Annotated in this window: 18 protein-coding genes and 1 pseudogene; 10 read left to right on the top strand and 9 right to left on the bottom strand. The window is 71.0% G+C overall.

Annotation, left to right across the window (positions count from 1 at the left end; genetic code table 11):
- Positions 1-12: 12 nt before the first annotated feature.
- Positions 13-804 (top strand): alpha/beta fold hydrolase, encoded by a 792-nt coding sequence (locus J2X55_RS08525; RefSeq protein WP_115920473.1) that lies wholly within the window; start codon positions 13-15, stop codon positions 802-804.
- A 741-nt stretch (positions 805-1,545) separates the two neighbouring features.
- On the opposite strand, the gene J2X55_RS08520 is transcribed toward J2X55_RS08525, so the two are convergent.
- Together J2X55_RS08520 and J2X55_RS08515 are read right to left on the bottom strand one after the other, a co-directional pair.
- Positions 1,546-3,543 carry a glycosyltransferase family 39 protein gene (locus J2X55_RS08520; protein WP_309822882.1) on the bottom strand — a complete coding sequence of 666 codons (1,998 nt, stop codon included), beginning with the start codon at positions 3,541-3,543 and terminating at the stop codon, positions 1,546-1,548.
- A gap of 92 nt (positions 3,544-3,635) precedes the next feature.
- Positions 3,636-5,276: a cellulase family glycosylhydrolase gene (locus J2X55_RS08515; RefSeq protein WP_309823029.1), complete on the bottom strand. Its 1,641-nt coding sequence runs from the start codon at positions 5,274-5,276 to the stop codon at positions 3,636-3,638.
- Positions 5,277-5,420: 144 nt separating this feature from the next.
- Here J2X55_RS08515 and J2X55_RS08510 point away from each other — a divergent pair, with 144 nt between their 5' ends.
- From J2X55_RS08510 to J2X55_RS08500, 3 genes and pseudogenes are all read left to right on the top strand, one after another.
- The gene (locus J2X55_RS08510) at positions 5,421-5,891 is read left to right on the top strand and encodes an Lrp/AsnC family transcriptional regulator (RefSeq protein WP_115920721.1); all 471 of its coding nucleotides are present in this window, start codon (positions 5,421-5,423) and stop codon (positions 5,889-5,891) included.
- On the top strand, positions 5,888-7,282 hold the full coding sequence (locus J2X55_RS08505) for an aspartate aminotransferase family protein (RefSeq protein WP_309822881.1): 1,395 nt from the start codon (positions 5,888-5,890) through the stop codon (positions 7,280-7,282). The genes J2X55_RS08510 and J2X55_RS08505 overlap by 4 nt, the downstream gene beginning before the upstream one ends.
- A gap of 249 nt (positions 7,283-7,531) precedes the next feature.
- Positions 7,532-8,887 (top strand): annotated as a pseudogene (locus J2X55_RS08500) (APC family permease); the annotation flags it as partial.
- Between the two features lie 77 nt (positions 8,888-8,964).
- Here J2X55_RS08500 and J2X55_RS08495 read toward each other — a convergent pair.
- On the bottom strand, positions 8,965-9,855 hold the full coding sequence (locus J2X55_RS08495) for a LysR family transcriptional regulator (RefSeq protein ID WP_309822880.1): 891 nt from the start codon (positions 9,853-9,855) through the stop codon (positions 8,965-8,967).
- Between the two features lie 108 nt (positions 9,856-9,963).
- Between J2X55_RS08495 and J2X55_RS08490 the strand changes: the two genes are divergently transcribed.
- Positions 9,964-10,305 carry a nuclear transport factor 2 family protein gene (locus J2X55_RS08490; protein ID WP_309822879.1) on the top strand — a complete coding sequence of 114 codons (342 nt, stop codon included), beginning with the start codon at positions 9,964-9,966 and terminating at the stop codon, positions 10,303-10,305.
- A 117-nt stretch (positions 10,306-10,422) separates the two neighbouring features.
- On the opposite strand, the gene J2X55_RS08485 is transcribed toward J2X55_RS08490, so the two are convergent.
- The 5 genes from J2X55_RS08485 to J2X55_RS08465 form a co-directional block, all read right to left on the bottom strand.
- Positions 10,423-11,016, bottom strand: coding sequence for a helix-turn-helix domain-containing protein (locus tag J2X55_RS08485; protein ID WP_210113045.1), 594 nt, complete (start codon positions 11,014-11,016; stop codon positions 10,423-10,425).
- A gap of 148 nt (positions 11,017-11,164) precedes the next feature.
- Positions 11,165-12,790, bottom strand: a complete 1,626-nt coding sequence (locus tag J2X55_RS08480; protein ID WP_309822878.1) for an ABC transporter ATP-binding protein — start codon at positions 12,788-12,790, stop codon at positions 11,165-11,167.
- Entirely contained in the window at positions 12,787-13,749 is a 963-nt protein-coding gene (locus J2X55_RS08475) for an ABC transporter permease (RefSeq protein ID WP_309822877.1), read from the bottom strand. The genes J2X55_RS08480 and J2X55_RS08475 overlap by 4 nt, the downstream gene beginning before the upstream one ends.
- Positions 13,746-14,711: an ABC transporter permease gene (locus J2X55_RS08470; protein ID WP_220338184.1), complete on the bottom strand. Its 966-nt coding sequence runs from the start codon at positions 14,709-14,711 to the stop codon at positions 13,746-13,748. Before J2X55_RS08470 ends, J2X55_RS08475 begins: the two co-directional genes overlap by 4 nt.
- A 99-nt stretch (positions 14,712-14,810) precedes the next feature.
- Positions 14,811-16,340 (bottom strand): ABC transporter substrate-binding protein, encoded by a 1,530-nt coding sequence (locus J2X55_RS08465; protein WP_309822876.1) that lies wholly within the window; start codon positions 16,338-16,340, stop codon positions 14,811-14,813.
- Positions 16,341-16,498: 158 nt separating this feature from the next.
- Here J2X55_RS08465 and J2X55_RS08460 point away from each other — a divergent pair, with 158 nt between their 5' ends.
- From J2X55_RS08460 to J2X55_RS08440, 5 genes are all read left to right on the top strand, one after another.
- On the top strand, positions 16,499-17,125 hold the full coding sequence (locus tag J2X55_RS08460) for a DUF1028 domain-containing protein (protein ID WP_309822875.1): 627 nt from the start codon (positions 16,499-16,501) through the stop codon (positions 17,123-17,125).
- Between the two features lie 164 nt (positions 17,126-17,289).
- Positions 17,290-19,266, top strand: coding sequence for a glycosyltransferase family 39 protein (locus J2X55_RS08455; RefSeq protein ID WP_309822874.1), 1,977 nt, complete (start codon positions 17,290-17,292; stop codon positions 19,264-19,266).
- Between the two features lie 56 nt (positions 19,267-19,322).
- Positions 19,323-20,798 carry a DUF3375 domain-containing protein gene (locus J2X55_RS08450; RefSeq protein ID WP_309822873.1) on the top strand — a complete coding sequence of 492 codons (1,476 nt, stop codon included), beginning with the start codon at positions 19,323-19,325 and terminating at the stop codon, positions 20,796-20,798.
- Positions 20,791-21,531 carry a DUF4194 domain-containing protein gene (locus tag J2X55_RS08445; RefSeq protein ID WP_309822872.1) on the top strand — a complete coding sequence of 247 codons (741 nt, stop codon included), beginning with the start codon at positions 20,791-20,793 and terminating at the stop codon, positions 21,529-21,531. The genes J2X55_RS08450 and J2X55_RS08445 overlap by 8 nt, the downstream gene beginning before the upstream one ends.
- Positions 21,528-24,881: an SbcC/MukB-like Walker B domain-containing protein gene (locus J2X55_RS08440; RefSeq protein ID WP_309822871.1), complete on the top strand. Its 3,354-nt coding sequence runs from the start codon at positions 21,528-21,530 to the stop codon at positions 24,879-24,881. The genes J2X55_RS08445 and J2X55_RS08440 overlap by 4 nt, the downstream gene beginning before the upstream one ends.
- A gap of 37 nt (positions 24,882-24,918) precedes the next feature.
- Here J2X55_RS08440 and J2X55_RS08435 read toward each other — a convergent pair whose 3' ends face one another.
- Positions 24,919-25,239 carry a hypothetical protein gene (locus J2X55_RS08435; protein WP_309822870.1) on the bottom strand — a complete coding sequence of 107 codons (321 nt, stop codon included), beginning with the start codon at positions 25,237-25,239 and terminating at the stop codon, positions 24,919-24,921.
- Between the last annotated feature and the right edge of the window lie 8 nt (positions 25,240-25,247).

Below are 25,247 nucleotides of genomic sequence, written 5' to 3'. Positions count from 1 at the left end.
AGGATCGGAGGAATGGATGCCGTTCCCGCCCTGACCGAGGTCCCTCCCGCGCAGTTCGTCATCGTCGGCGACAACGTGCGCCTCGCCACCTACTCGTGGGGCGATGTCGAGGCCGATGCCGTCCTGTGCGTCCACGGCTTCGGATCGAGCACGCGCGACAACTGGGTGAACACCGGCTGGGTGCGCGACCTGCTGCGTGCGGGCTACCGGGTGGTCGCGGTCGACCAGCGCGGTCACGGCGCGAGCGAGAAGCCGTACGACGCCGCGTCGTACACGATGCCGACGTTGGTCTCCGACCTGGTCGCAGTGCTCGACACCTACCTGCTCGACCAGGTGCGCTACCTGGGCTACTCCCTCGGCGGACGCGTCGGCTGGCAGCTCGCCGTCGACGCCCCCGAGCATGTCGAGCGCGCCGTGCTGGGCGGCATCCCGGACGGTCGTCCTCTCGCCCGCCTGCAGGTCGACCAGGCGCGCGCCTTCCTCGACCACGGAGAACCCGTTCAGGATGCCACGACCCTGCGTTACGTCTCGCTCGCCGAACGCGTGCCGGGGAACGACCTGCGCGCACTCGTCGCGATCGCCGAGGGGATGCGCCTGGGCGAGACCGATCCCGACCCCTCGTCGCCCCCGCAGCAGCCCGTGCTGATCGCCACGGGAACGGAAGACCCCATCCATGACCAGTCGCAGCACCTCGCGGGGCTCCTCCCCCGGGGCGAGTTCGCCGACATCCCGGGACGCCATCACGTCAACGCTCCCGGCGCGCGGGCGTTCCGCGAGGCGGGCATGGAGTTCCTGGGGCGCTGACCCGCGGACTGCGCGAGCCGCTGCGCGCGGTGTCGCGGTCGCATCGCCCCGTCGGTATCCCGCGCTCTCACGCGGCGTGGAGCGCCCGCTCTCACGCGCAGCGTGGCGCGCCCGCTCTCACGCGCATCCTGCCCACCCGCTCCCGGCGCCGCCCGCCGCGGTGCCGCCCGCGCCGGCTCCCGCCCGTCGAGTGTCCAAAACACCCGGAGAGTTTTCGAATTCGTCCGGGTGTTTTGGACACTCAACGCGCTCGGGGCTCCCTGCGCTCGGTCTCCCTGCGCTCGGGCGCGGCGAGCGCGGGCGCGGGCGCGGCGAGCGTGGGCGGGCCGAGCGCGGGCGCGCCGTCCGCGGGCGCATCGCGCTCGGGCGCAGCGAACTCGGGACGAACGAGCATGCGAGGCACGGGCGGCCGTGCCTCCCTTGAGTGTCCAGAACACCCGGAGAGTTTTCGAATTCGTCCGGGTGTTTTGGACACTCAACGTGCTCGGGGCTCCCTGCGCTCAGGCTCCCTGCGCTCGGGCGCGGCGAGCTCGGGCGCGGCGAGCGCGGGCGCGCCGTCCGCGGGCGCATCGCGCTCGGGCGCAGCGAGCGTGGGCGGGCCGAGCTCGGGCGCGGCGAAGTCGGGCTGAACGTTCGCGAGAGGCGCGGGCGGCCGTGCCTCCCGTTGAGTGTCCAGGACACGCCGCACGTGCGTCGCCGGACGCGGCGTGTCCTGGACCCTCAACCGGAGAGCACAGCGCGTCAGCCGCAGTCGTAGACCGTGACGGGGGCGGAGCTGTCGGTGGCGCAGTGCTGGGTGACCCACGTGCGGATCTGAGACGACGCGGTGGTGGTGGCTGCGGCGGCCATCGACGTGCCCCCTCCGCGCTGGTCACCGCCGATGACGTAACGCACCTGGCCCGATTCGACCAGGGCGGTGAACGCCTGCAGGGTCGGCACGTCGTCGGTGCCGTTGAAGCCGCCGATCGGCAGGAACGAGCCGCCGTCCGAGGCGACGATCAGCTGCGCCGCCGATTGCGCCCCAAAAGTCGCGGCGAGGTAGGTGGATCCCGTGCTGCGGGCCTGCAACCACGAGAGGAGTGCAGCGTTGTCGTCGCCGCCGCCCGTACCGAAGCCGGCGCCGCCGGCCGGTGCCCCGCCCGCTCCCCCACGCGCATGCCCCGAGGCCGAGCCGCCGGGCGCCGTCCCCGAGCCGGATCCTTGTCCGAAACCCTGCCCCGGCGTTCCTCCGCCCCCGGGTGCGGCGCCGAACCCCTGGCTGCCGCGTCCGCCGGTCGGCATCCCGCCGCCGAAGTCGCCCCCGCCGAAACCGCGTCCACCGAATCCCGAGGTCTCCGACACTCCGCCCGCGACGGGGTTGATCGAGTTGGGGTGGGCCACGGTGACCGCCGACCAGACGGCCGGGGTGAGCAGTAGCCCGATCATCAGTGCGACGGCGGTGACCGGACGCCCACGGTGGCGTGTCGACAACAGCACGATCGCGATCACGGCGACGAGGGCCTGCGCGATCGAGACGGGCACGCTGTATCCCCCGGTCGAGATGCCGATGCCGAGAGCCGTCGCCCCCGCCACCGCGACGATTGCGATCTGCGGCCAGACCTTTCGCGCACGGCGTGCCGCGGCGAGCGCCGTACCGACCGCGAGCGCGAGGGGTACGGCGAGTGCCGCCGTATAGAACTGGTGCATCCCCGCCACGACCGAGAACATCACCGCGAAGGTCGCGAGCCACACGGTCAGCAGCACCGTGAGCGGACGCGCGAAGCGCAGCACCCACAGCACGACGAGAGCGACGACGGCCGCCGGGATGAGCCAGGCCACCTGGCCCGCGAGCTGCGCGTTGAACAGGCGCAGCACCCCGGGCTCCCCCGAGAACGGCGGGGTGAACGACTCGTACGCTCCGCTGTCGGCGGTCGCCGAGAATCGGCCCAGGCCGTTATAGCCGAACACCATCTCCCACGGGTTGTTGGCGAGCGTGCTGCCGATGTACGGCCGGCTTCCGGCGGGGATGAGTGAGACGATCGCGACCCACCACAGCGAGGCCGCGAGACTCACCGCTCCCGCGAGCGCGAGATGGCCGATGCGTCGGGCCCACGACTGCCGGGTGAAGAGGTATGCGGCGGCGAGCGCCGGCCACACGGCCCACGCTTCGAGCTCGTAGAACTGGAACGACAGGCCGATGAACGCTCCCGCGGTGATCAGCCAGCCGAGGCTCCCGGCCTGGACGGCTCGCACCGCCGCCCAGGCTGTCAGCGACAGACCGAGCACGAAGAACGTCTCGGGCTGGTTCGAGCGGGCGACCGCGACCAGGATCGGCGTCACCGCCACCACCGCGCCGGCGATGAGTCCCGCCCGCTCCCCCGCCACGCGTCTGGCGGCGACGGCGGTGACGAGTGCCGCAGCGACCGCCGCGAGGGCATTCGGCAGGATCACCGCCCACGTCGAGTATCCGAAGGCCCGCACGAACAGGGCGGGGATCCAGAACGACCCGGGGATCTTGTCGAGCGTCACGGTCCCGGCGGGGTCGACCGCGCCGAAGAAGAAGTTCGACCAGGACCGGCTCATCGACAGGGCGATCGAGGCGTAGTACTCGCTCGGCGCCCCCGCCCACACCTGCCAGCCCGTCAGGACGAGTGCGAGCAGCCCGATGGCGATGAGACCGACGGTCCAGCCGCGGGGGCGGCGGAGGCTCGCCGTCAGCGGGAGCGTCGGGGTGGGAACGGGAGGGGAAGCAGCGGTCACCGACGCATCGTAGGCAGCGCTTCCCTCACCACAGCCCTGCGGAGCCTATGCGCGAGCGATGGATGCCGCTCCGGTCGTCGCGCAGGGGGAACTCAGGATGCCGCGACGGTGAACTTCGGAGCGGAGGGCGCCCGGCTGGCCGCGGCCTGCAGACCCACCCGCACGGTCTGGCCGGGGGCGAGGGCGGCCGCCCAGTCGCTTCCGGTGCACGTCACACGGCCGGCGGCGACCGCGCACGTCATTCCCCACGCGTTCGACACCGCGGTGGTACCGGGGGCGTCGAAGGATACGGACCACGTCTTGACCCGTCCGGTGGCGGTGACCGTGAGCTCGGCGACGTATCCCTCACCCCATGTGCTCTGCGGGATCCACGTCGCGGTGATCCCGGCCGGCGCGCTCGTCCCCGGCTGTGCTGTGAACGTGGGCGACGGGGTGGGCGTGGCCGTCGGCTTCGGGGTCGCCGAAGGAGAAGCGGTGGGCTTCGGGGTCGCCGAAGGAGAAGCGGTGGGCTTCGGGGTCGGCTGGGGCGTCGCGGTCGGGGTGGGGCTCGGCTGCGGGGCCGGCGCCGCGGCCGGTTTCAGGATCGGTGCGAGAGCCGCGAGCTTCGCCTTCTGCGGCGTGCGCCAGTCGTCGGCGACGAGCCCACCGGTGTCGCCGCTGTTCGGGTTGAACGACCAGTAGGCGTAGCTGATCTTCGTCTTCGCGAGGTACCCCACGAGCGCGTCGAGCCAGGCGCGGTCGCTGGCCGTCTCGAGCTTGGTGCCGAACTCGCCGAGCAGCACGGGAGCGATGTTCTTGCGCACGAGGTAACCCCAGTTGGCATCCCACACCGCTTCGAGATTGGCGGGATACCCGGATGCCGCGAACCAGGGCTGCGCGTAGACGCTCGCCGGATAGTCGTGCGGCGAGTAGACCACCCGGTTCTTCACCGCGAGGGTGACCGGTGCGGCCCCCGCGTCCTTCAGGCCACCGCCCCACCACGTGCTGGACCCGTCGTTCTGGCGTTCGACGCCCTCGACGATGATCAGCAGCTTCGGGTTCACCGCCAGCACCGCATTGCCGGCGCGGGTGGCCGCCGCGCGCCAGTCGCGGGCGGGATCGCCGCAGTTCCAGCAGGCCGATCCGTGGGGTTCGTTGTGCAGATCGACGCCGATGACGGCGGATTCGTTCTTGTAGCGGGTGGCGAGCATCTTCCAGTCGCCGATCCACCGCTGTTCGCTGTACTGCGCGGTGTACCAGAGCTCGCTCTGGGCCGCGGAATCGGGGCGATGCCGGTCGAGGATTACCGAGAGCCCGTGCGCCTTCGCCCGGGCGATCACGGTGTCCATGAGCTGCAGGGGCGTGAGCGAGACCAGTCCCGGGTTGGCGTTCGCATTGATCGAGTTCGAGGTCTTGGCGGCGAGGCACTCGTTCGAGAAGGGGAGGCGGATGGTGTTGAACCCCATCCCCGCGATCGCGGCGAGGCCGTCGTCGAGGGGAATCGACCATAGGCCGTGCGGGGCGCAGTTCGAGGTCTCCATGCCGAACCACGCGGCCGCCTTGATGGTGAAAGGCGCACCGGATGCCGTGACGATCGTCGACCCGTTGGTCGATAGCCAGCCCGGGAGCGCGGTCGCTGCCGACGCGGGAGAGACGACCGCCCCTGCGGCGACGAGGACCGCACCCGCGACGAAGGCCGCCACGCGTCGGAGGACGCGACGCGTGGACGACCGGTTCTTGCGCAGTGCGGACATGGGCACCCCCGCGGTCATCGTACTGGGACCGCGAACCCCCCAAAGACCACTCACAGAATGCCGCGGTTTCCGCTCCGTTACGGGGTTGTAAATGTCGAATCCATCGTGACTTTGGGTCAGATCCCGCTGATACCGTCGCCGATCATGAGCCCGTCGATCGAACGCCGCACCACCCTCGATGCCGTCTCGAAGGCCATCGTCGAACAGCTGCAGGAGGACGGGCGCCGTTCCTACGCCGAGATCGGCAAGGTAGTGGGCTTGAGCGAGACCGCGACGCGCCAGCGCGTGCAGAAACTCCAGGATGCCGGCATCCTGCAGATCGTCGCGGTCACCGACCCGATGCAGCTGGGCTTCGCGCGCCAGGCCATGATCGGGGTCCGCGTCTCGGGCGACACCCGGGTCGTGGCCGCCGAGATGGCGGAGCTTCCCGGGGTCATCTACGTCGTCTCGACCGCGGGGTCGTTCGACCTGCTCGTGGAGGTCGTGTGCGAGAGCGACGACGATCTCATCGATCTGCTCAACGACCGCATCCGGGCCCTGCCCGACGTTGTCTCGACCGAGACGTTCGTCTACCTCAAACTCCACCGTCAGCTCTACAACTGGGGGACGCGATGACCCTTCTCGGCACCGACCAGCAGTCGGATCTCCAGGCGAAAGCCCGGGATCACCTGTGGATGCACTTCGCGCGCCAGTCCGTGATGACGGATGGTCCTGGCGTCCCGATCATCGTCAAGGGCGAGGGACACCACATCTGGGATGCCGCGGGCAAGCGGTACATCGACGGCCTCGCCGGACTCTTCGTCGTCAATGCGGGCCACGGGCGACGGCGCATCGCGCAGGCCGCGGCGAAGCAGGCCGAGGAGCTGGCGTTCTTCCCGCTGTGGTCCTACGCCCACCCGGCTGCGATCGAGCTCGCCGAGCGCATCGCGAACCTCGCCCCCGGCGACCTGAACCACGTGTTCTTCTCCACCGGCGGCGGCGAGGCGGTCGAGACGGCGTTCAAGCTCGCCAAGCAGTACTGGAAGACGCAGGGAAAGCCGAGCAAACACAAGGTCATCTCCCGCGCGATCGCGTATCACGGCACGACGCAGGGCGCCCTCGCCATCACGGGACTGCCCGTCATGAAGCACATGTTCGAGCCCGTCACCCCGGGCGGCTTCCGGGTGCCGAATACGAACTCCTACCGCGCCGAGGAGTCGGGTTTCGGGGGCGGCACCCCCGAAGAGTTCGGCGTGTGGGCCGCCGACCGCATCGAGCAGATGATCCAGTTCGAGGGACCCGAGACGGTCGCCGCGGTCTTCCTCGAGCCGGTGCAGAACGCCGGCGGCTGCTTCCCCGCCCCGGCCGGCTACTTCCAACGCGTGCGTGAGATCTGCGACCGCTACGACGTGCTGCTCGTCTCCGACGAGGTCATCTGCGCCTTCGGCCGGCTCGGCCACTACTTCGGCGCCACGGCCTACGACTACCAACCCGACATGATCACGTTCGCCAAGGCCGTCACGAGCGGGTACTCACCGTTGGGCGGCACGATCGTCAGCGACCGGGTCTACGAGCCCTTCGCCCACGGCGACGCGACCTTCCCGCACGGCTACACCTTCGGCGGACACCCCGTGTCGGCCGCCGTCGCGCTGGAGAACCTCGACGTCTTCGAGGAGGAGGGGCTGCTCGAGAACGTCCGCACGAACTCCCCCGTCTTCCGCTCGACGCTCGAGAAGCTGCTGGACCTGCCCATCGTCGGCGACGTGCGCGGCGACGGATACTTCTTCGGCATCGAACTCGTCAAAGACAAGGCGACCAAAGAGACCTTCGACGACGACGAGTCCGAGCGGCTGCTGCGCGGCTTCCTCTCGAAGGCCCTCTACGACGCAGGGCTCTACTGCCGCGCCGACGACCGCGGCGACCCCGTCATCCAGCTCGCCCCGCCCCTCACGATCGGCCCGAGCGAGTTCACCGAGATCGAGCAGATCCTCCGTTCCGTCCTGACCGAGGCCGGGACCCGCCTCTGACGAACAGGGATGCCGGCGCACCCCTGTCGGCATCCCTCCCGCTCCACCCGCGTCCCCCGCTCACCCGGCACCACCCCCGCCGGTACTTCCGCTCCCACCCGCGAGCGGTGCTCTCGATGCTGTACCCGACACCATCTCCGGTCGCGACGACGTCGCGACCCGCACCCTCCAGGAGGAGCCACGAACGAGAACCTCGCCGCCTCGGCGGCCCCGTCCCGCTCGAGCGCCAAGCTCGCCCGCACGCTCGGGCTCTGGTCGATCGTCGGCCTGGGCCTGGGCTACATGACCCCGACCGTCGTGTTCGACACCTTCGGCCTCGTCGCCGAGAAGACGAACAACGTCGTCCCGGCCGCCTACGCGGTCGCGCTCGTCGTGCTGATCTTCACCGCCATCAGCTACGGGAAGATGGTCCGCGTCATCCCCAGCGCTGGTTCCGCCTACACCTACGCGCGTGAGTCCATCCACCCGGGCGTCGGCTTCGTCGTCGGGTGGACCGCGCTCATCGACTACATGCTGCTGCCGATGGTGAACGCGCTCATCCTGCGCAGCTACATGGAAGCCCTGTTTCCCGACGTCCCGGGCTGGATCTGGGTCGTCGTCTTCACGGCGGGCGTGACGGGCATCATCTACCTGACGATGCGCGGGACCTCGAACGTCAACATGCTGCTGCTGGTGTTCTCGATCCTCGTGATGACGGTGTTCGTCGTGATGGTCGTCGTGCAGCTCGTCGGCGGCGCGGGAGCCGGCACGCCCGTGTCGATCGCCCCCTTCGCCCACAGCGACGTGCAGTTCGGCGCAGTGCTCGCGGGAGCCACCGTCGTGTGCTTCTCGTTCATCGGATTCGACGCGGTGTCGATGTACTCCGAAGAGGCGAAGACCCCGAAGATCATGCCGCGCGCCATCGTGCTGACACTCGTCGTCGGCGGTCTCATCTTCCTGGTCGCCTCGTACGTGACGCAGCTGCGCTTCCCCGACTCGACCGCATTCCCGCAGGAGGCGATCGAAGACAGCACGCTGCCCGAGATCGGTGTGCAGGTCGGCGGGCCGGTGCTGCAGGCCGTGCTCACCGCGGCCGGGTTCGCGGCGACCTTGGCGTCGTGGCTCGCGTCGCACGCCTCGGTGTCACGCATGCTCATGGTGATGGGCCGCAACAACGTCCTGCCGCGGAGAGTCTTCGGCTTCATCAACCCGAAGACGCACACCCCCACGTTCTCGATCATCATCGTGGGGCTCGTGAGCCTGCTGGCGATCGAGTTCACGCTCGAGCAGATCGCGGCGTACATCAACTACGGCGCGCTCATCGCCTTCACGTTCGTGAACATCTCGGTGATCGCGTGGTTCGCCGTTCGCAAGGGTCTGCGCAAGACTCCGGGCGACATCCTGCGCTACATCGTGATGCCCGGTATCGGCATGCTTCTCACCGGCCTGCTGTGGGTCAACCTCGACATGCACGCCCTCATCGGCGGGCTGATCTGGACCGCGCTCGGCGTCATCTACCTCGTCATCCTCACGCGCGGCTTCCGTCGACCGATCGCCTCGTTCGACGAGAACGAGCCGGTGACCGGGGTGAACAAGACCGTCGCCGGACCGCGATCGGAGGTCTGATCCTCTCGGCCGCGGCATCCCTTCGTCAGGGGTGTCGCGGCCGCCGCGTTTCCGGCGCTCTCTGCCGAGGGGGCGCGTCAGGCGACGCCGATGCGCTCTCCCAGACGCGCAGCCAGAGCGGCCGCGGCGGGAGTCAGCGCCTCGCTCTCCCGCCACGCGAGCACGAGACGCGCGCGCACCGTCGGCGAGGTGATGCCGAGTTCCTCGAGAGCCGTGTCATAGCGCTGACCGGGCTCGCGGGCCGGGAGGACTCCGACGCCGAGGCCTCGCGCGACCAAACGGGTCACCGTGCGGGGACTGCTCGCCTCGAAAGCGATGTGCGATGGCAGCCCCTCGGCGGCACATCCGGTGTCCAGACTCTCCCGCGTCCCCGAGCCGGCAGGCATGGTGATGAGCGGCTGCTCCACCAGCTCGTGGAGCGGCACACTCCCCCGCCCCTCGAGCGCGTGCCCGGGAGGGACGACCGCGACCAACGGCCGATCCGTGACGACTCGTCCGGTCAATCCGCCGGGAAGGTCGCGCGGAACGCTGACGATGGCGAGGTCCAGGCCCCCGTCGCGAAGCTGGTCCACGAGCCGCCGCGACGTGGCTTCGACCAGGGTCACCTCGATCGCCGGATGGGCGTGGTGGAACTCTGCCAGACGATCGGGCAGCCCGAGCGGATCGGCCGTGGCGACGGTTCCGACGGCCACCCGCCCCCGCAGCAGACCCTTGAACTCATCGAGCGCGGTGCGCATACCGGCAACGGCGTCCCAAGCGGCCCGTGCCGGGCCGAGCACCGCGGCTCCCGCCGGCGTGGGGCGGATCGTCCTCGTCGATCGATCGAGTAGCTCGTGTCCCAGCTCGCGCTCGAGCCGACGGATCTGGGCGCTGATGCCCGGCTGCGCGACGTGCAGCTGTTCCGCGGCGCGCGTGAAGCTGGCGGACTCGACCACCGCGAGCAGGTAGGCGATCTGACGAAGTTCCATAAGCATCCGTTCTGATCGTGAGAACAAGCAGGTCTTCGACTTCTCATCCTGCCGCGGCGACCATGGAGGAAGGGCGCGGACACCATCGCGCCGGACAAGGAGATCCTCATGTCGAAAACACCCGTCGAGGTCGCGACCGCCTACTTCGAGGCCTGGCACAGAAAGGATGCCGAAGGCATCCGGCCCCTTCTCGCCGAAGACGTGTCATTCGTCGGCGCCCTCGGCACGACGGCGGGCGTCGATGACACTCTCGCGGGACTGACCGGGTTGTTCGCGATGACGAGCAGCGTCGAGGTCGTGCACCGCTGGGTCGATGGACCCGATGTGATCACGTGGTTCGAACTGACGACGACGGATGCCGGTCCCCTGCCGATCGTGAACTGGAGTCACGTCGAATCGGGGGCGATCACTCGTATCCGCGTCACGTTCGATCCCCGCCCGCTGCTCTGAGCGGGGCGATGCCGTCGCCGCCTGACATCCGGTCCCGTGGCGGGCGCCAGCGCCCCACGGCCTGACCGCTCTGAGACGCGAGATGTCCCCGGGGGTTCGGCCCGGCCGGGGCGCTGGCTAGCGCTCGAACGGTGTGACCGCCCCGAGGACGACCGTCTCGCCGTCGTGACCGTTGGCCCACCAGTGCGGGGCCGAGCAGCCGTAGGTGACGGTGTCGCCGGCCTGCAGCTCGACGCGGCGGTCGGACTGGCACACGACGAGCACCCCCGACTCCACCGTCACGGTCTCGGTACCGATGTGGCGGAAGGGGCTCGCCTCGTTCGTGAATCCGGGCGGAAGCGTCGAGCGGATGAGCTGCAGCATCGACTCCCCGCGCGGGGTCAGGAGTTCCCGCTCGGCGCGCTGGTGCGGCGGCGCGTCGGCGGCCACCGGCATGACGTGCCGCTTCGCGCGCGTGACGACCGCGAGAGGGACGGCGGGCTCGTCGAGCAACTGGGTGACCGGGATGCCGAGAGCCCCGGCGAGCCGCTGAAGGGACTGCAGTGAGGGGTTGCCGAGTCCCCGCTCGAGCTGACTGACGAGGCCGAAGCTCACGCCGGCTTTCTCGGACAGCGCCTGCACGCTCAGGCCGAGGCGTTTGCGTGCCTCGCGCACCGCGGCCCCGAGGGTCTCGACGGTGCGCTGCTCGTCGGCATCCGTAGCTCGTGTCATGACGGTGTCAGCGTATCGAGATCCGGCGCGCACACGCGGCGGCCCGCCCGGCCGGTGCCGCGCCCTGCGCGCCCCGCCCCGTCGCCGACGTGCGCCGCGCGCACGTCATGGGAGGCCACCGGCGCAGATACGGCCGAAGTCAGCGGGATCACGCCCGCACCCGCGGCCCGTCCGGCGGCACGGCCGCCAGCAGCGCCCGCGTGTACTCCTCGCGGGGGTGCGCGAACAGCTCCGCGGCCGGCGCGGCCTCGACGACCTTCCCGCCCCGCAGGACGACGATGTCGTGGCTCATCTGCTGCACGATCGCGAGATCGTGGGCGATGAAGAGGTACGTCAAGCCCTGCTCGACCTGCAGGCGCCGAAGCAGGGCGAGCACGCGCGCCTGCACCGAGACGTCGAGGGATGCCGTGGCCTCGTCGAGGATGACGAGCTCGGGCTCGAGAGCCAGCGCGCGGGCGATCGACACGCGCTGACGCTGGCCGCCGGAGAGCTCGTGCGGGTAGCGCTCGGCGAAGGCCGGGTCGAGGTCGACGAGCTCGAGCAGCTCCCGCACGCGCGCGGTGCGCGATGCCGCCGTGGCGCCGCCGAGCCGGTGCACGCGCAGCGGCTCGGCGATCGCGTCGGCGACGGTGCGGCGCGGGTCGATCGAGGCGAACGGGTCCTGGAACACCATGGCGATGCGTCGGCGTTCGCGGCGCTTCGCGCGCAGCGCGTCGCGGACGCCGGTGCCCGCGGCATCCGCCAACGTCGCCGCGCCTGCGTGCGGGGCGACGAGGCCGGTGAGGGCGTTCGCGATCGTCGACTTGCCCGAGCCGGACTCGCCCACGAGCGCGAGCGTCGTGCCGCGGCGCACCGTGAACGACACGTCGTCGACGGCGTGCACGGTGCGGCGACCGGCTGGCGTCTGCACCGCGAACCGCACGTCGAGACCGACGACCTCGAGCAGGGGCGCGGCGGCCGGCTCGGGCGCGGGACCGGCCCCGGCGACGACGCGCGGGCGCGCCGCGAGCAGCTCCTTCGTGTAGGCGTGCTGCGGGTCGGCGTACACCTCGGCGAGCGGCCGTTGCTCGACGGCCTCGCCGTGGCGGAGCACGAGCACGTCGTCGGCGACCTGGCCGATCACGCCGAGGTCATGGCTGATCCACACCACGGCGGTGCCGCGGTCGTGCTGCAACTGCTGCACGAGGTCGATGATCTGCGCCTGGGTCGTGACGTCGAGCGCGGTGGTCGGTTCGTCGGCGACGAGCAGCGCCGGATCGCACGCGAGCGCGATCGCGATCATCACGCGCTGACGCTGGCCGCCCGAGAACTGGTGCGGGTACGCGTCGACGCGCGAACCCGGATCCGGGATGCCGACGGCCTCGAGCAGCGCGACGGCGCGGGTGTGCGCGGCCCGGCGCGACAGTCCCCGATGGGTCTCGAGGGATTCGGCGATCTGCCGCCCGACCGTCAGGTAGGGGTTCAGCGAGGTGGAGGGGTCCTGGAAGACGAAGCCGATGCCGTCGCCGTGCACCGAGCGCAGCACGCGGTCGGAGGCTCCCACGAGCTCGACGCCCGCGGCATCCGGGTCCTTCCGCAGCACGCTGGAACCCGACACCCGGCGGCCCGGGGCGTCGATGAGCCCCGTCGCGGCGAGCACCGTCAGCGACTTGCCCGAACCCGACTCCCCCACGATGCCCAGGGTCTGGCCCCGGTCGACGGCGAAGTCCAGCCCGTGCACGATCGGGGTCTCGCCGATCGCGACGCGGAGGTCGCGCACCTGAAGAACGGTCATTGTGAAGCCTCCCGGTCGGTCGTGTCGCGGCGGAGCGCCGCCGCCGCGCGCTCGCGCCGCCGCTGCCCGTGTCGTGCCTCGATGATCGTGCGTTGGCGCGGATCGAGCCCGTCGCGCAGCCCGTCGCCGAACAGGTTGAACGCCAGGGCGGTGACGAAGATCGCCGCGCCCGGGAAGACGCTCATCCACCACGCCTGCGCGAGGAAACCCTGGGCGGTGAAGAGCATGCCTCCCCACGACGGCGCGGGCGGCTGGATGCCGAGGCCCAGGAACGACAGCGCGGCCTCGGACAGGATCGCGAACGCGAGCGACAAAGAGGTCTGCACGATGATCGGACCGCCGATGTTCGGCAGGACGTGCCGGCGGAGAATGGATGCCGCGGGCGTGCCCATCGTTCTCGACACCTGCACGAACGGCGCGGTGCGCAGCGACAGCGTGCTGGCGCGGGCGACGCGGGCGAAGATCGGCGTGTAAACGACCCCTATCGCGATCGTGGTGGTGAGCATCCCGGGCTGGAAGATCGCGATGATCGCCAGCGCGAGCAGCAGCACGGGGAAGGCGAACATCACGTCGACGATGCGCATGAGCGCCGCGTCGACCCAGCCGCCCGCGAAACCGGCGACGACGCCGAGCACGAGCCCCAGGACGAGGGCGATCGCCACGGCCGACACCGCGATCGTGAGCGAGGTGGACCCGGCCAGCAGCACGCGCGAGAGCACGTCGCGCCCGAGCTCGTCGGTGCCGAACCAGTGCGCGGGGCTCGGCGGGTTCAGCGCGTTCGCCACATCGATCTGATTAACACCGTACGGTGCGACCCACGGCGCGAGCACCGAGGCCAGCACGACGACGGCCAGCACGATGGCCGCGGCCACGGTGAGCGGATTGGATGCCAACAGGCGCCATGCTCGGACGCGAGAGCGCGGGGCGGCGACGGAGACGGGGGGTTCGATGACACTCATGCGGCACGGATCCTCGGGTCGACGACGGCGTACAGCACGTCCACGATCAGGTTGACGACGATGAACATCACGGCCACCAGCAGCACGGCGCCCTGGATGAGCGGGTAGTCGCGCGCGGCCACGGCGTCGTAGACGAGGCGGCCGAGCCCGGGCCAGGCGAAGACGACCTCGACGACGATCACCCCGCCGAGGATGGTCGCGAGCTGGATGCCGGCGATCGTCAGCACCGGAACGAGCGCGCCGCGCACGATGTGGCGCGACACGACGACGCGGCGGGGCAGCCCCTTCGACACGGCCGTGCGGATGTAGCCGGCGGAGGCGACGTCGATGACGGCGGCGCGGATGTAGCGCGTCATGATCGCGCCCGCGACCAGGCCCACGGTCAGGCCGGGGAGGGTCACCTGCCGGAGCCAGCCGCCGGGGTCGTCGGTGAGGGCGACGTATCCGCTCGCCGGGAGCAGGCCCAGCGTGACGGAGAAGAGCGAGATGAGCAGCAGGCCGAGCCAGAAGTCGGGTACCGAGACACCGAACTGACTGGTGAGTCGCACGACGACGTCGCTCACGCGCCCCTCGCGCAGCGCCGAGTACACCCCGGCCGGAACCGAGATGATCAGGGCGATGACGAGGCCGACGAGGGCGAGCGAGATCGTGGCGGGAAGCCGCTGCAGGAGCGTCGTGGTCACCGGCTGACCGTTGCGGAAGCTCACGCCGAGGTCGCCGGTCAGCGCGTGAGCGATGTAGGTGACGAACTGCTCGGGGAGCGAACGATCGAGACCGGATGCCGCCCGCAGGGCGTCGTACGCCTCGGGGGTGTACCGGGTACCGAGGGCGAGACGAACGGGGTCACCGGGCACGAGGTGCACGAGCGCGAACACGACGATCAGCACGCCGAGCAGCACGACGGCCGACGACAGCAGCCTCGCGCCCAGGAAGCGCAGCAGTTGCGCGGGGGCGATGCTCACGGGCTCTCCTCTCATCGGGCCGTGGGATGCCGTTCGGGCGGCATCCCACGGGGTTCGGGGCCGTGGGGGTACCGGCGACCGGCGCCCCCACGGCGGGGATTACTCGGTCAGCGAGACGCCGGCGAACCGGATCGCGCGGTCGGCGCGCGTCTCGTAGCCGCTGACCTCGGGCGACCAGACCTGCAGCACCGACGGGTTGTACAGGTAGATGTAGCTGACCTTGTCCGCGATGATCGTCGCGGCCTGCGCGTAGAGGTCCTTGCGCGCGTCCTTGTCGGTCTCGACCCGACCGGCGTCGAGCAGCTTGTCGACCTCGGGGTCCGAGAACTTCTGCGCGTTGCTGGCGCCACCGGTGTGGTGCTGCGAGTAGTAGAAGTCGTCGGGGTCGATGTTTCCGAGCCAGCCCATCATGAGCATGTCGAAGTTGCCGGAGTTCTGCTCGTCGAGCCAGGTCGAGAAGTCGGGCTGACGGATCGAGACCTGGATGCCGAGGGGCGCCAGGTTCGCGGCGATGATCTGCGCGGCCGTGACCGTCTCGGGGTAGTCGCTCGTGGCGAGCAGGTCGAGCGTACCGCCGGTGTACCCGGCCTCGGCCAGGAGCTGCTTGGCCTTGTCGAGGTCGGTGGAGTACTGGTCGTATTCGGTGTACCAGAAGCTCTGCTTCGGAATGGCGAGCTGGTTCTTCTCGGCGGTGCCGTAGCTGACGGCCTGCACGATGGCATCCCGATCGATGGCGTAGGCGATGGCCTGGCGCACCCGCACATCGCTCCACGGGCCCTTGGCCTCGTTCAGGGCGAGGTACCAGTAGTCGCTCGAGGGCGTCTGACCGAGCGTGAGCGAGCTGTCGTCTTTCAGCTGAGCCACCTGCTGCGTCGGAACCACGTCGGTCCAGTCGATGTCGCCGGCCTTCAGCGAGGCGAGCGCGGTGGCGGGCTCGGAGATGAAGCGGTACTCCACTCCCCCGATCTTGGGCGCGCCGCCCCAGTAGTTCGGGTTCGCCTTCAGGGTGATGTGGTCGCCGGCGACGTTCTCGCTGACCGAGAAGGGGCCGGTGCCGACGGGCTCCGTGGTGATCTTCCCCGACTCGACGTTGCTCTTCTCGACGATCGCCATGCCCTTGAAGCCGCCGAGGTTCGACAGCAGGTTGGGCGTGGGCTGCGAGACCGTGATGACGACCGTCTGGGCGTCGGGAGCGGCGACGTCGGTGACCGTGGAGAACTTCCAGGCGTTGGCGAGCTTCTCGTCGATGATGCGGCGGTACGAGTAGACGACGTCTTCGCTGGTGAAGTCCGACCCGTCTTGGAATTTCACGCCGTCGCGCAGCGTGAACGTCCACGTGAGCTGGTCGTCGCTCGTCGTCCAGCTCTCGGCGAGGGCCGGCTGCATCTCGAGGCTCGCGTCGGGCTGCACGAGGGTGTCGAAGACGTTCTCGAGCACCTCGAACGCGAAGTACGACGTCGTCTTCTGCGGGTCGAGCTGGTCGGGCTCGCCGCCGATGGCGGCGACGAGGGTCTGGCCGGAGCTGGTGCTGGAGCCGCCGAGGTCGACGCTCTGGCCGGCGGAGCAACCGGCGAGGGCGAGCGCCGCGACGAGCGCGCCGGCGATGCCGAGAGTGATGCGCGGTTTCATGTGGATGCCAATCGGGTGAGGGGTCCATCATTTGAATGATGTTTCGATCAGTATGTGCAAGCATGGGGAGCGGCACAAGCCCCGAGACGCCCCGAAACACGATCTTCACAATCGACTCGCGAGGACGCCGCCGCGCCTCGACGACCCCAGGAGAGCCCATGACCTTCACCGTTCTCGCTCGCGACTCCGCGCGCGATCGGATCGGCGCCGCGACCGCCAGCCGCTCGCTCGCCGTGGGCGCCTCGGTGATCGCCGTCGAGCCCGCCGTGGGCGTCGTCGCGAGCCAGGCGTGGACGAACCGCACCCTGCGCCCGCTCCTGCTGGCCCGCATGGCCTCGGGCGCCGACGCGCCCGACGCGGTGGCACGCGTGCCGGAGTGGGACGAGCAGTTCGCGCTCCGGCAGGTCGCCGCCCTCGCCTGGAGCGGACCGGGAGCCGCCCGATCGGGGAGAGACGTCAGCGACTGGGCCGGCTCCCTGGTCGAGACGGACGCCGTGTTCGTGGGCAACCTCCTGACAGGCCCCGCCGTGCTCGAAGCGATGACGTCGGCATGGCGCGACAGCGCCGGTGACGACCTCTCCGATCGCCTCCTCCACGTGATGGCCGCGGGCGATGCCGCCGGAGGCGATGCCCGGGGGCGTCAGAGCGCCGCCCTGCTCGTCGCCACGCGCACCGACACCGTGGTCGACCTCCGTGTCGACGACCATCCGGCTCCGCTGACCGAGCTCGCGCGACTGCGCACCCTCGCCGCCGCGCCCACGGAGGTCCCCGCACCCCGCTCCTGAGCGCGCCCGCGGGCCGCGGCGGCTCCGTCAGGGCGATGCGGCGAGCCGCGCGGACACCGTGCCCGTCGGCATCCTGAGCTCGCCCGCCGTGCTCTTCCCGCGTCACAGCGGACTGATACCCGGCGCATACGATCGCCCGCACCGCGAGGTCGATGCTGTGGACCGTGCCGTTCCCCGTCCCTCTCGCCCGGTGGTGGCGCGAACCCTGGTGGGCCCGGATCTCGCTGACGGTCATCGTCGCGGGCTTCGTCGTCCTCACGTGCTGGAACCTCGCGCGAGGCGGCGACTTCTCGTTCTACGAAGCGTCGGCCCGGTCGATGTCGCAGTCGTGGCATGCGCTCTTCTTCGGCGCCTTCGATCCGGATGCCACGGTGACCCTCGACAAGCTCAGCGGTTTCGCCGTGCCCCAGGCGCTCAGCATCCGACTGTTCGGGATGTCGATCTCGGCCATCGCCCTCCCCCAAGTGATCGAGGGCGTCGTCACCATCGTCGCGTGCGCGGTGCTGGCACTGCGCTGGGGAGGACGCGGCGCGGGGCTCCTCGCCGCCGCCGCAGCGGCCTCGACGCCGATCTTCGTGTCGATGTTCGCCCACCCGATGGAAGACGGACTGCTCACGATGGCCCTCGCCGTCGCCCTGGTGTGGTGGCAGCGCGCGGTGCTCACCGCCAGATGGTGGCCCCTGGTGGTCTGCGCGGTGTTCATCGGCGTGGGCTTCCAGGCGAAGATGATGGCCGCGTGGTTCCTCCTCCCCGCCATCGTGGCGGGCACGCTCGCCGCGACCCCCGGGTGGCGCCGCGGGCTCTACCGCGCCGGAATCGTCACGGGCGCCGCCGTCGTGGCATCCGTCGCCTGGATCACCGTCTTCGCCCTCGTCCCGGCCGGTGCGCGCCCCTACGTCGACGGCTCGACGAACGACGACATCTTCGCGATGGTCTTCGGCTACAACGGCCTCGACCGCCTCGCACCGGGCGCCGTGCCGGGGTCGGTCGGAGCCTCGAGCTCGACCGGCGGGCTCGGCGCGACCCTCGCCGCCCTGGCCCATGCGCTCACGACGCCCGCCGCCTCGAGCTCGGGAGGCTCGCCGACGCTCACGAAGCTGCTGGAACTGCCGCTCGTCACCCAGATCGGGTGGCTCTACCCGGCGGCTCTCGCGGGCATCGCCCTGGGTCTCTGGCGGTACCGGCCGAGACGCGGCCACCGCGGCACGCCGGTGTCGCGGGCCCGTTTTCCCCTGGTGGTCGTCGCGACGGCGTGGTTCGCGACCGCGGCGGCGGTCCTCACGGTCACGCACGTGCCGCACACGGCCTACGTCGCCGCCCTCGGTGTTCCCCTGGTCCTGCTCGTCGCCGTCGCCTGGCGCGAAGGGGCGCACCTTCTGCGCTCGCGACGCCGGTCTCTCCGCCTCGTGCTGCCCGCCGTCGTCGCCGTGCAGGCGGCGTGGTGGGTCGTCCTGATCAGCGAGGCGCGGCTGCCCGCGGTGCTCCTGGTGCCCGCGATCGTGATCGGCGCGGTGGGGCTGACGGTCGGTGCGGTGGCCGCGGTGTCGAAGCCCCGGGCACTTCCCCGGGTGCGGCGTCTCGCCCCCGCCGCCCTCGCCGTCGCCCTGCTGTGCCTCCCGGCGGCGACCAGCCTGCAGGTGCTCGACGACGCGCGCGACGGCAGCGGGGGTGACGCGTACGTCGGCGTCACCGCGCGCGGCGGCCACCCCGACGAGACGTTCGCGGTGTCGCCCCCGTCGCCCTGGGGCGGGAGCCCGCAGATGAGCCCCGCCGTCGCGCAGATCGTCGACGCGGCCCGCCAGCACGGCGGCGGCGAGAACGGCGCCCCGCTCTTCGTCACCGACTCGTGGGCGATGTCGTCGCAGGTCATCGACGCCACCGGGGCGAGCGTGCTGACCGACGGCGGCTACAGCGGACATGTGCCGGTGTTCACGGCGGACGAGCTCGAGCAGATGGTCCGCAGCGGCCACGCGCGGCTGTTCGTCGTGGCATCCGGGGCTCCCGAGAGCGACCCGGTGCGGCGCGTGGCGACCGGTCCCGGATGCCACGAGGTGAGGGAATGGGACTTCGCTCAGCCGAAGGAGGGCGGCGAGATCAACAAGGTGACCGGCGCCACCCTCTACCAATGCACGGCCGGGTGAACGGTGCCGAAAGGGGCCGCCGTGGCGCCCGCTGAGCCGCCGGTAGACTTCAGCCAGTGAGCAGCACCCGAACCGAAGCCGCGTACCTGCGCTCGGTGACGGCATTCAAGAATCCGACGCTCGACCTGCTGCACGGCCGGTTCGCGCCGTTCGTCGTCGCCGTGCTGTCGATCGTCTTCACTCCCGATCGCCCCGCCGTCGCCGTCGCCGACGCGCACGTCGAGGTCGCCGAGGCGATCGACGAGCTGCGCGCCGCGGGCATCGACACCGAGGACGATCGCCGGATCCCCGCCGGCACCGCCCGCGAGATCTGCCGCGGGTGGGTGCGCGTGGGCTGGCTGGGCCTGCAGATCGAGGACGACGTCGAGGTCTACCGGCTCTCGGCGCACGCGGTCGGTGCGCTCGAGATCGCCGGACGCGCGGGTGGCGGTCGCGCGCGCGTCTCGCGCTCGCGCGTGCGGACCCTGCTCGATGCCGTCGACCGGCTCGCGCGCGACGCCGAGAGCGACCCCGGTCGTCGCCGCGAGGCGCTGCTTGAAGAGAGAGCGGCCCTTGACGCCGAGATCGCCGCCCTCGACGAGGGCGTCGTCGAACCGCTCGACGACGATCATCTGCTCGAAGAGGCCGAGAACGTCATCCACCTCGCGCGAGAACTCCCCGCCGACTTCTCGCGGGTGGCCGAATCGATCGCCGCGATGCAGCGCGATGTCGTCGCCGAGCTCCGCCGCGACGTGCGTCCCACGGGCGAGGTGCTGCGCGAGTACCTCGAGCGCGGGCGCCAGGTGATGCAGGCCACCCCCGAGGGCCGGGCGTTCCAGGGGGCGCTGCGTCTGATCGGCGACCCCGAGCACATCGACGACCTCACCGACCAGCTGCACACGGTGCTCACCCAGCCCTTCTCGCGCCTGATGACGGCCGAGCAGCGCGGCGAGCTCGACGCGATCGCCCGCCGCGTCGAGACCGGCGTGCACGACGTGCTCACGGCACAGCGGCGGGCCTCGCACATCATCACCGCCCAGGTGCGCACCCACGACCCGATCCGCGACCGGCAGGTCGACGACCTGCTGCGCTCGGTGATGGCGGGGCTACATCGCTGGAGCCAGACCCGCGCCCCCGGCCGGGTCGAACCGGTGCGCACCCTCCCCCTCGCCGACATCGGGCACCTGCGCCGGTCCCTCAGCGACGTGCGTCCGGCCGGGGCGCCCGAGCCCTTGGCATCCGCAGACGTCGACGTCGAGTTCGTCGACGCCGACACGCGCGCGTGGGGCGGGCCGCACTACGCCGAGCTCGAGGCGTACGTCGCGACACTCGGCGAGGGCTTCGACCTCGCGACCGCGTTCGACGGCGCCGAGACCGAGACCCGTCGCCCGGTCGACCTCGTGGGCCTGCTCGAGATCGTCCACCGCCGCGGTTCGATCGAGAGCGACGACGTCTCGATCGTCGAGGCCGTCCGCCCCGACGGCACCACCCGTCGCTTCGCCTTCGGGGCGGTCACCGCCTCCCGCACGACAGAAACGGATGCTGATGACTGACATCGCCCCGTCCCCCTCCGACACGGACACCCCCGCCTTCATCGCCCCCGTCGCGATGGAGAACGACCCCGACGCGTTGTTCGCCGGGGATCGCGGCATCCTGGATGCCGACGTGCGACGCGTGCTGGTGCGCATCCTGCAGCGGCGCTTCCTCGTCGCCGAGAACTCCCCCGCCGAGTGGAAGCTGCTCATCGAGCATCAGCAGATGATCGAATCGCGCCTGAACGACCTGTTCGTCCGCCTCGTCGTCGACCACGCACGCGGGGTCGCCTACAAGGAACAGGTGCGCAGCGACGACGTCGACGTGCCGATCCTGCTGAAGGACGAGGCCTACTCGCGCGCCGAGACCCTGGTACTCGTCTACCTGCGGACGGTGTTCCAGCGCGAGACGACCGCGGGCACGGCATCCGCCCGCGTCGACGTCGAGGAGGTCGAGCAGACCGTGCTCACCTACTTCAGCGAGACCGACGGCACCCGCGCGAGCCAGCAGCGAGCCGTCCGCACGGCCATTGCCCGCCTCGATCGCGAGGGGATCATCGAGGAGGAGTCCGAGGGGCGCTACCGCATCGGCCCGCTCATCGAGATCGTGCTCAGCGCCGAGGTCCTGCGCGAGCTCCAGCGCTGGCTCGACGAGCAGACCCCGGATGCCGGCACCCCGGCGTCGCTGACCGGCGAGGCGGAACCGAGCATCGAGACCGGGGCATCCGCGATGGTCGAGGAGGAGCGCGCATGAGCATGCTCGAGACGCTGTTCGGGCTGATCCCCGCCGCATCGCGGGGACAGCAGTGGGTCGCCGAAGACCTGCAGCTCATCAACTGGGGCGGCTACGACGGCACGCACCGCGTGCGCTTCGCCCCGACGGCGACGCTGCTGTGCGGCGGGTCGGGCTCGGGCAAGTCCACGCTCATGGACGCCTACGTCGCGCTCATGATGCCGCACACGACCCCCTTCAACGGCGCCTCGAACGGCGCTGTCGTGGGGCGCCCGCGCGGGCAGGAGCAGCGCAACATCCTCTCGTACGGGCGCGGCAAACTCGACGAGTCGCGCACCGACGAGGGCACGAAGGTGCGCGTGCTGCGCGGCGACGGCGTCGACACGTGGACGGCGATCGCGATGACGTGGGCCGACCACGACGGCGCGCGCTTCACGGCGGTGCGCGCCTGGTACATCCCGGCCGCCGCCCGCACGCTCGACGACGCGGTGAAGGTGCGCGCGAGCGTGCACGGGGCGTTCGACCTGCGCCGGCTCGAGCGGGCGGCGCAGAGCCACCTCTCCGACGCCGCGGTGCGGGCCACGGGCCTCGAGACCCTCGCCACCGACCGCGAGTTCTCGGCGCGGCTGCACGCGGTTCTCGGCATTGGGGCGGCGGGAGCGGGCTCGAAGGCGATGAGCCTGCTCGCGCGCATCCAGGCCGGACAGCAGATCACCACCGTCGACGACCTCTACAAGCGGATGGTGCTCGAAGAGCCCGAGACGCTCGCCGTCGCCGACGCGGTCGTCACGCACTTCGACGGGCTCGAATCCACGCGCACGCGCATGCTCGAAGCCCGCCAGCAGGTGCGGGCGCTGCAGCCCATCCGCGGCATGAAGACGCGCATCGACGACGCCGCCGAACGCCTTCGCCTGATCGACGCGCTGGGCCGCCTCAGCGACCCCGACTCGCGCGCCTCGCTCTGGCGCGCCCAGCGCCGGGTCGATCTGCTCGGCGCCGTCGAGGCGGAGCTGCGCGACCGCACGCACGCCACCGACACGCTCGTGCGCGAGCGTCAAGCCCTCGCCGACGCGGCCGAGGCGGAGCGCGAGGGCCTCGGCGACGTGCTGCGCGCGGCCGGCGGCGACCGTCTCGACGCCGCGCAGCGCGAGCTGCGGAACCTCGAGCGGCGCCTCGCCGGCATGCAGCGCGACCGCGAGCGGTTCGAGGTGGCCCTTGCGGTGCTATCGGTCGAGGTGACCACCGAGAAGCAGTTCACCGCGCTCGTCGCCGAGGCGCGTCGCACGCTCGGGGACACGGATGCCAAGAGCGCCGTGCGCGACGCCTTCGTCGCCGCCAGCAGCCGCCACACCGACCTGCGTCAGCAGCTCGCATCCCTCGAGAGCGAGCACCGGCGCACGCAGACCCGCGACGACAACATTCCCCCGCGGCTGCACGAGGCCCGCGAAGCCCTGGCCGAGGCCGCCGGGCTCACGGCCGCCGAGCTGCCCTTCGTCGCCGAGCTGGTCGACGTCCGCACCGAGTTCGAACCGTGGCGGGGGGCGTTCACCCTCGCCCTGGGCGGATTCGCGACGACGCTGCTCGTGGACGCGGCTCACCTTTCAGCCTTCCGCTCCGCGATCGACACCGTCCGCCTCGGTGAGCGGTTGCGCTTCGAGGGCGTGCCCACCGACCTGCCCGAGCGAGGCGGGCTCGACCCCGCGACCCTTCCCGGGCGCCTGGAATTCCGCCGCTCTCCCTTCACCGGCTGGCTCCAGGACCGGCTCGAGCAACAGTTCGCCTTCGTCTGCGTCGATGCCGTCTCACAGCTGTCGCAGCACCGCATGGCCCTGACCATCTCGGGGCAGACGAGCCAGGGCTCCCGCGGCGCGCACGGCGGGTCGGTGCGGCAGAGCATCCTCGGTTTCTCGTCGCGCGTGCGCCTCACCGAGCTGGGCGAGCAGATCGTCACCGTGCGCCGCGAGCTCGCCACCGCCAAGACCGCGGTCGACGAGGCCGCCGCCGCCCTCGACGCCTTCGACGACCGGCGCGGCGCCCTCGAGAAGATCGCGGATCTGTCGTGGGACCAGGTGGACGTGGCATCCGTCCGACGCGACCTCGACCGCTGGAACGAGACCGTCGCCGAGATCACCGCCGGCAACCCCCGCATCGCCGAACTGCAGGAGCAGATCTCGGGCGCGAGAGCGCGCGTGGGGCGGCTGCGCGAGGAGATCGGCGGCGCGAAGACCGAACAGCAGGCGCTCGCCGCGCGCTGGGCGGAGATCACCGACGACGTGGATGCCGCGCAGATCCTGCTCGAACGGGCCGAGGACCGCGAGATGACGCTGTCCTCCGACGAGACGGACTATCTCGACGGGTTGTTCGTGGCGCCCGCCGGCGACGAGGCCTCGCCCTCGCAGCAGCTCGCGCGCTTCGACGCGGCCCTCGAGTCGGCCTCGAGGCGCCTGCTCGAGGAACAGCGGAGCGCGCAAGAGACGTGGAGCGACCAACGCGAGAGCCTCCGCCGCACGATGACCGCGTTCACCGACCGGTGGCCGAGCCCCAACCTGCTCGCCGACCCCGACGACTCGCTCGGCGACTTCGAGCGGATCCTCGCCGACCTCGAGGCCAGCGGCCTGCACGAGCTCGAAGCGGAGTGGCGCGACTCGCTGCTGCGCCTGTCGGGCAACGACCTCACCAGCCTCGACTCCGCTCTCACCCGGGCCCTGCGCGAGATCCGCGAACGCATCGCCCCGATCAACGACATCATGCAGGATCTGCCGTTCTATGACGACGAGCATCGGCTGCAGATCGTGCCGCGCGAGAGCCAGTCCGAGGTGCGCAAGCGCTTCCGCCGGGAGCTCCGCGATGTCCGTGCCGCGATCGACGCCGCCTCAACCGACGAAGAACGCGAAGCCGTGTACGGACGGATGGCCCGGCTCATCGGCCGCATCCGGCCGACCGCACCCGACTTCGCCGACCTCGTCGACGTGCGTAATCACGTGCGGGTCAGCGCCGAGCGCTTCCGCGCCGACACCGGCGAGCACGTCGCCCTCTACGACCACATCGGCGAGAAGTCGGGAGGCGAGTCGCAGGAGCTCATCGCCTTCATCGTCGGCGCCGCTCTGCGGTATCAGCTCGGGGATGCCGGTGCCGAACGGCCGCGGTACGCGCCCGTGTTCCTCGACGAGGCGCTCATCAAGGCCGACGCCCACTTCACCAAGCGCGCGATCGGCGCGTGGCGCGGCCTCGGCTTCCAGCTCGTCATCGGGGCGCCGAACGACAAGTACAGCGCGATCGAACCGCACGTCGACGTCGAGTACGACATCCTCAAGGACACGCGCGGGCGCTCGTGGGCGAAGGCGAAGGTGGCGCTGCCGGCCGGGGGCTGAGATCGCGAGAGCCGCGTGCAGCACCCAGGTGCCGGTGTCACGCGGGCGTCATGACGCCACGCTCCACGCGCGCGAGGTCGGGTACCGTCACCGGGGTGAGGATGCCGGCCAGGCGCGACGCCGCCAGGGCCGGCTCGTTCGCCACGCGCATCGCGAGCGAACGCACGGCCATCACCGGCGTCATCGTCGCGACGGCCGTCTCGCCGAGAGCTCGGTTCACGGCATCCACGGCTTCCGCGAGGCCCTCGTCATGACAGCGCGCATCTTCGGCGCCGATCCACGCGAGCAGCTCGCCGATGGTCCAATCGAGGGTCAGTGGACTGAGAACGAACGATTCGGCTGATTCACGACGGGTCATGGCCCCAG

The sequence above is a fragment of the Microbacterium sp. 1154 genome, assembly GCF_031455375.1.
Lineage (GTDB): Bacteria > Actinomycetota > Actinomycetes > Actinomycetales > Microbacteriaceae > Microbacterium.
The sequence above is the reverse complement of the archived record's forward strand: the minus strand, read 5'-3'. Positions and strand labels throughout refer to the sequence as shown.

Bases quoted from the DNA above. Each gene is read 5' to 3' on its own strand.
- J2X55_RS08525 (WP_115920473.1), top strand. From the start codon at position 13: ATGGATGCCGTTCCCGCCCTGACCGAGGTCCCTCCCGCGCAGTTCGTC.
- J2X55_RS08515 (WP_309823029.1), bottom strand. From the start codon at position 5,276: ATGTCCGCACTGCGCAAGAACCGGTCGTCCACGCGTCGCGTCCTCCGA.
- J2X55_RS08510 (WP_115920721.1), top strand. From the start codon at position 5,421: ATGAGCCCGTCGATCGAACGCCGCACCACCCTCGATGCCGTCTCGAAG.
- J2X55_RS08505 (WP_309822881.1), top strand. From the start codon at position 5,888: ATGACCCTTCTCGGCACCGACCAGCAGTCGGATCTCCAGGCGAAAGCC.
- J2X55_RS08495 (WP_309822880.1), bottom strand. From the start codon at position 9,855: ATGGAACTTCGTCAGATCGCCTACCTGCTCGCGGTGGTCGAGTCCGCC.
- J2X55_RS08490 (WP_309822879.1), top strand. From the start codon at position 9,964: ATGTCGAAAACACCCGTCGAGGTCGCGACCGCCTACTTCGAGGCCTGG.
- J2X55_RS08485 (WP_210113045.1), bottom strand. From the start codon at position 11,016: ATGACACGAGCTACGGATGCCGACGAGCAGCGCACCGTCGAGACCCTC.
- J2X55_RS08480 (WP_309822878.1), bottom strand. From the start codon at position 12,790: ATGACCGTTCTTCAGGTGCGCGACCTCCGCGTCGCGATCGGCGAGACC.
- J2X55_RS08475 (WP_309822877.1), bottom strand. From the start codon at position 13,749: ATGAGTGTCATCGAACCCCCCGTCTCCGTCGCCGCCCCGCGCTCTCGC.
- J2X55_RS08465 (WP_309822876.1), bottom strand. From the start codon at position 16,340: ATGAAACCGCGCATCACTCTCGGCATCGCCGGCGCGCTCGTCGCGGCG.
- J2X55_RS08460 (WP_309822875.1), top strand. From the start codon at position 16,499: ATGACCTTCACCGTTCTCGCTCGCGACTCCGCGCGCGATCGGATCGGC.
- J2X55_RS08445 (WP_309822872.1), top strand. From the start codon at position 20,791: ATGACTGACATCGCCCCGTCCCCCTCCGACACGGACACCCCCGCCTTC.
- J2X55_RS08440 (WP_309822871.1), top strand. From the start codon at position 21,528: ATGAGCATGCTCGAGACGCTGTTCGGGCTGATCCCCGCCGCATCGCGG.
- J2X55_RS08435 (WP_309822870.1), bottom strand. From the start codon at position 25,239: ATGACCCGTCGTGAATCAGCCGAATCGTTCGTTCTCAGTCCACTGACC.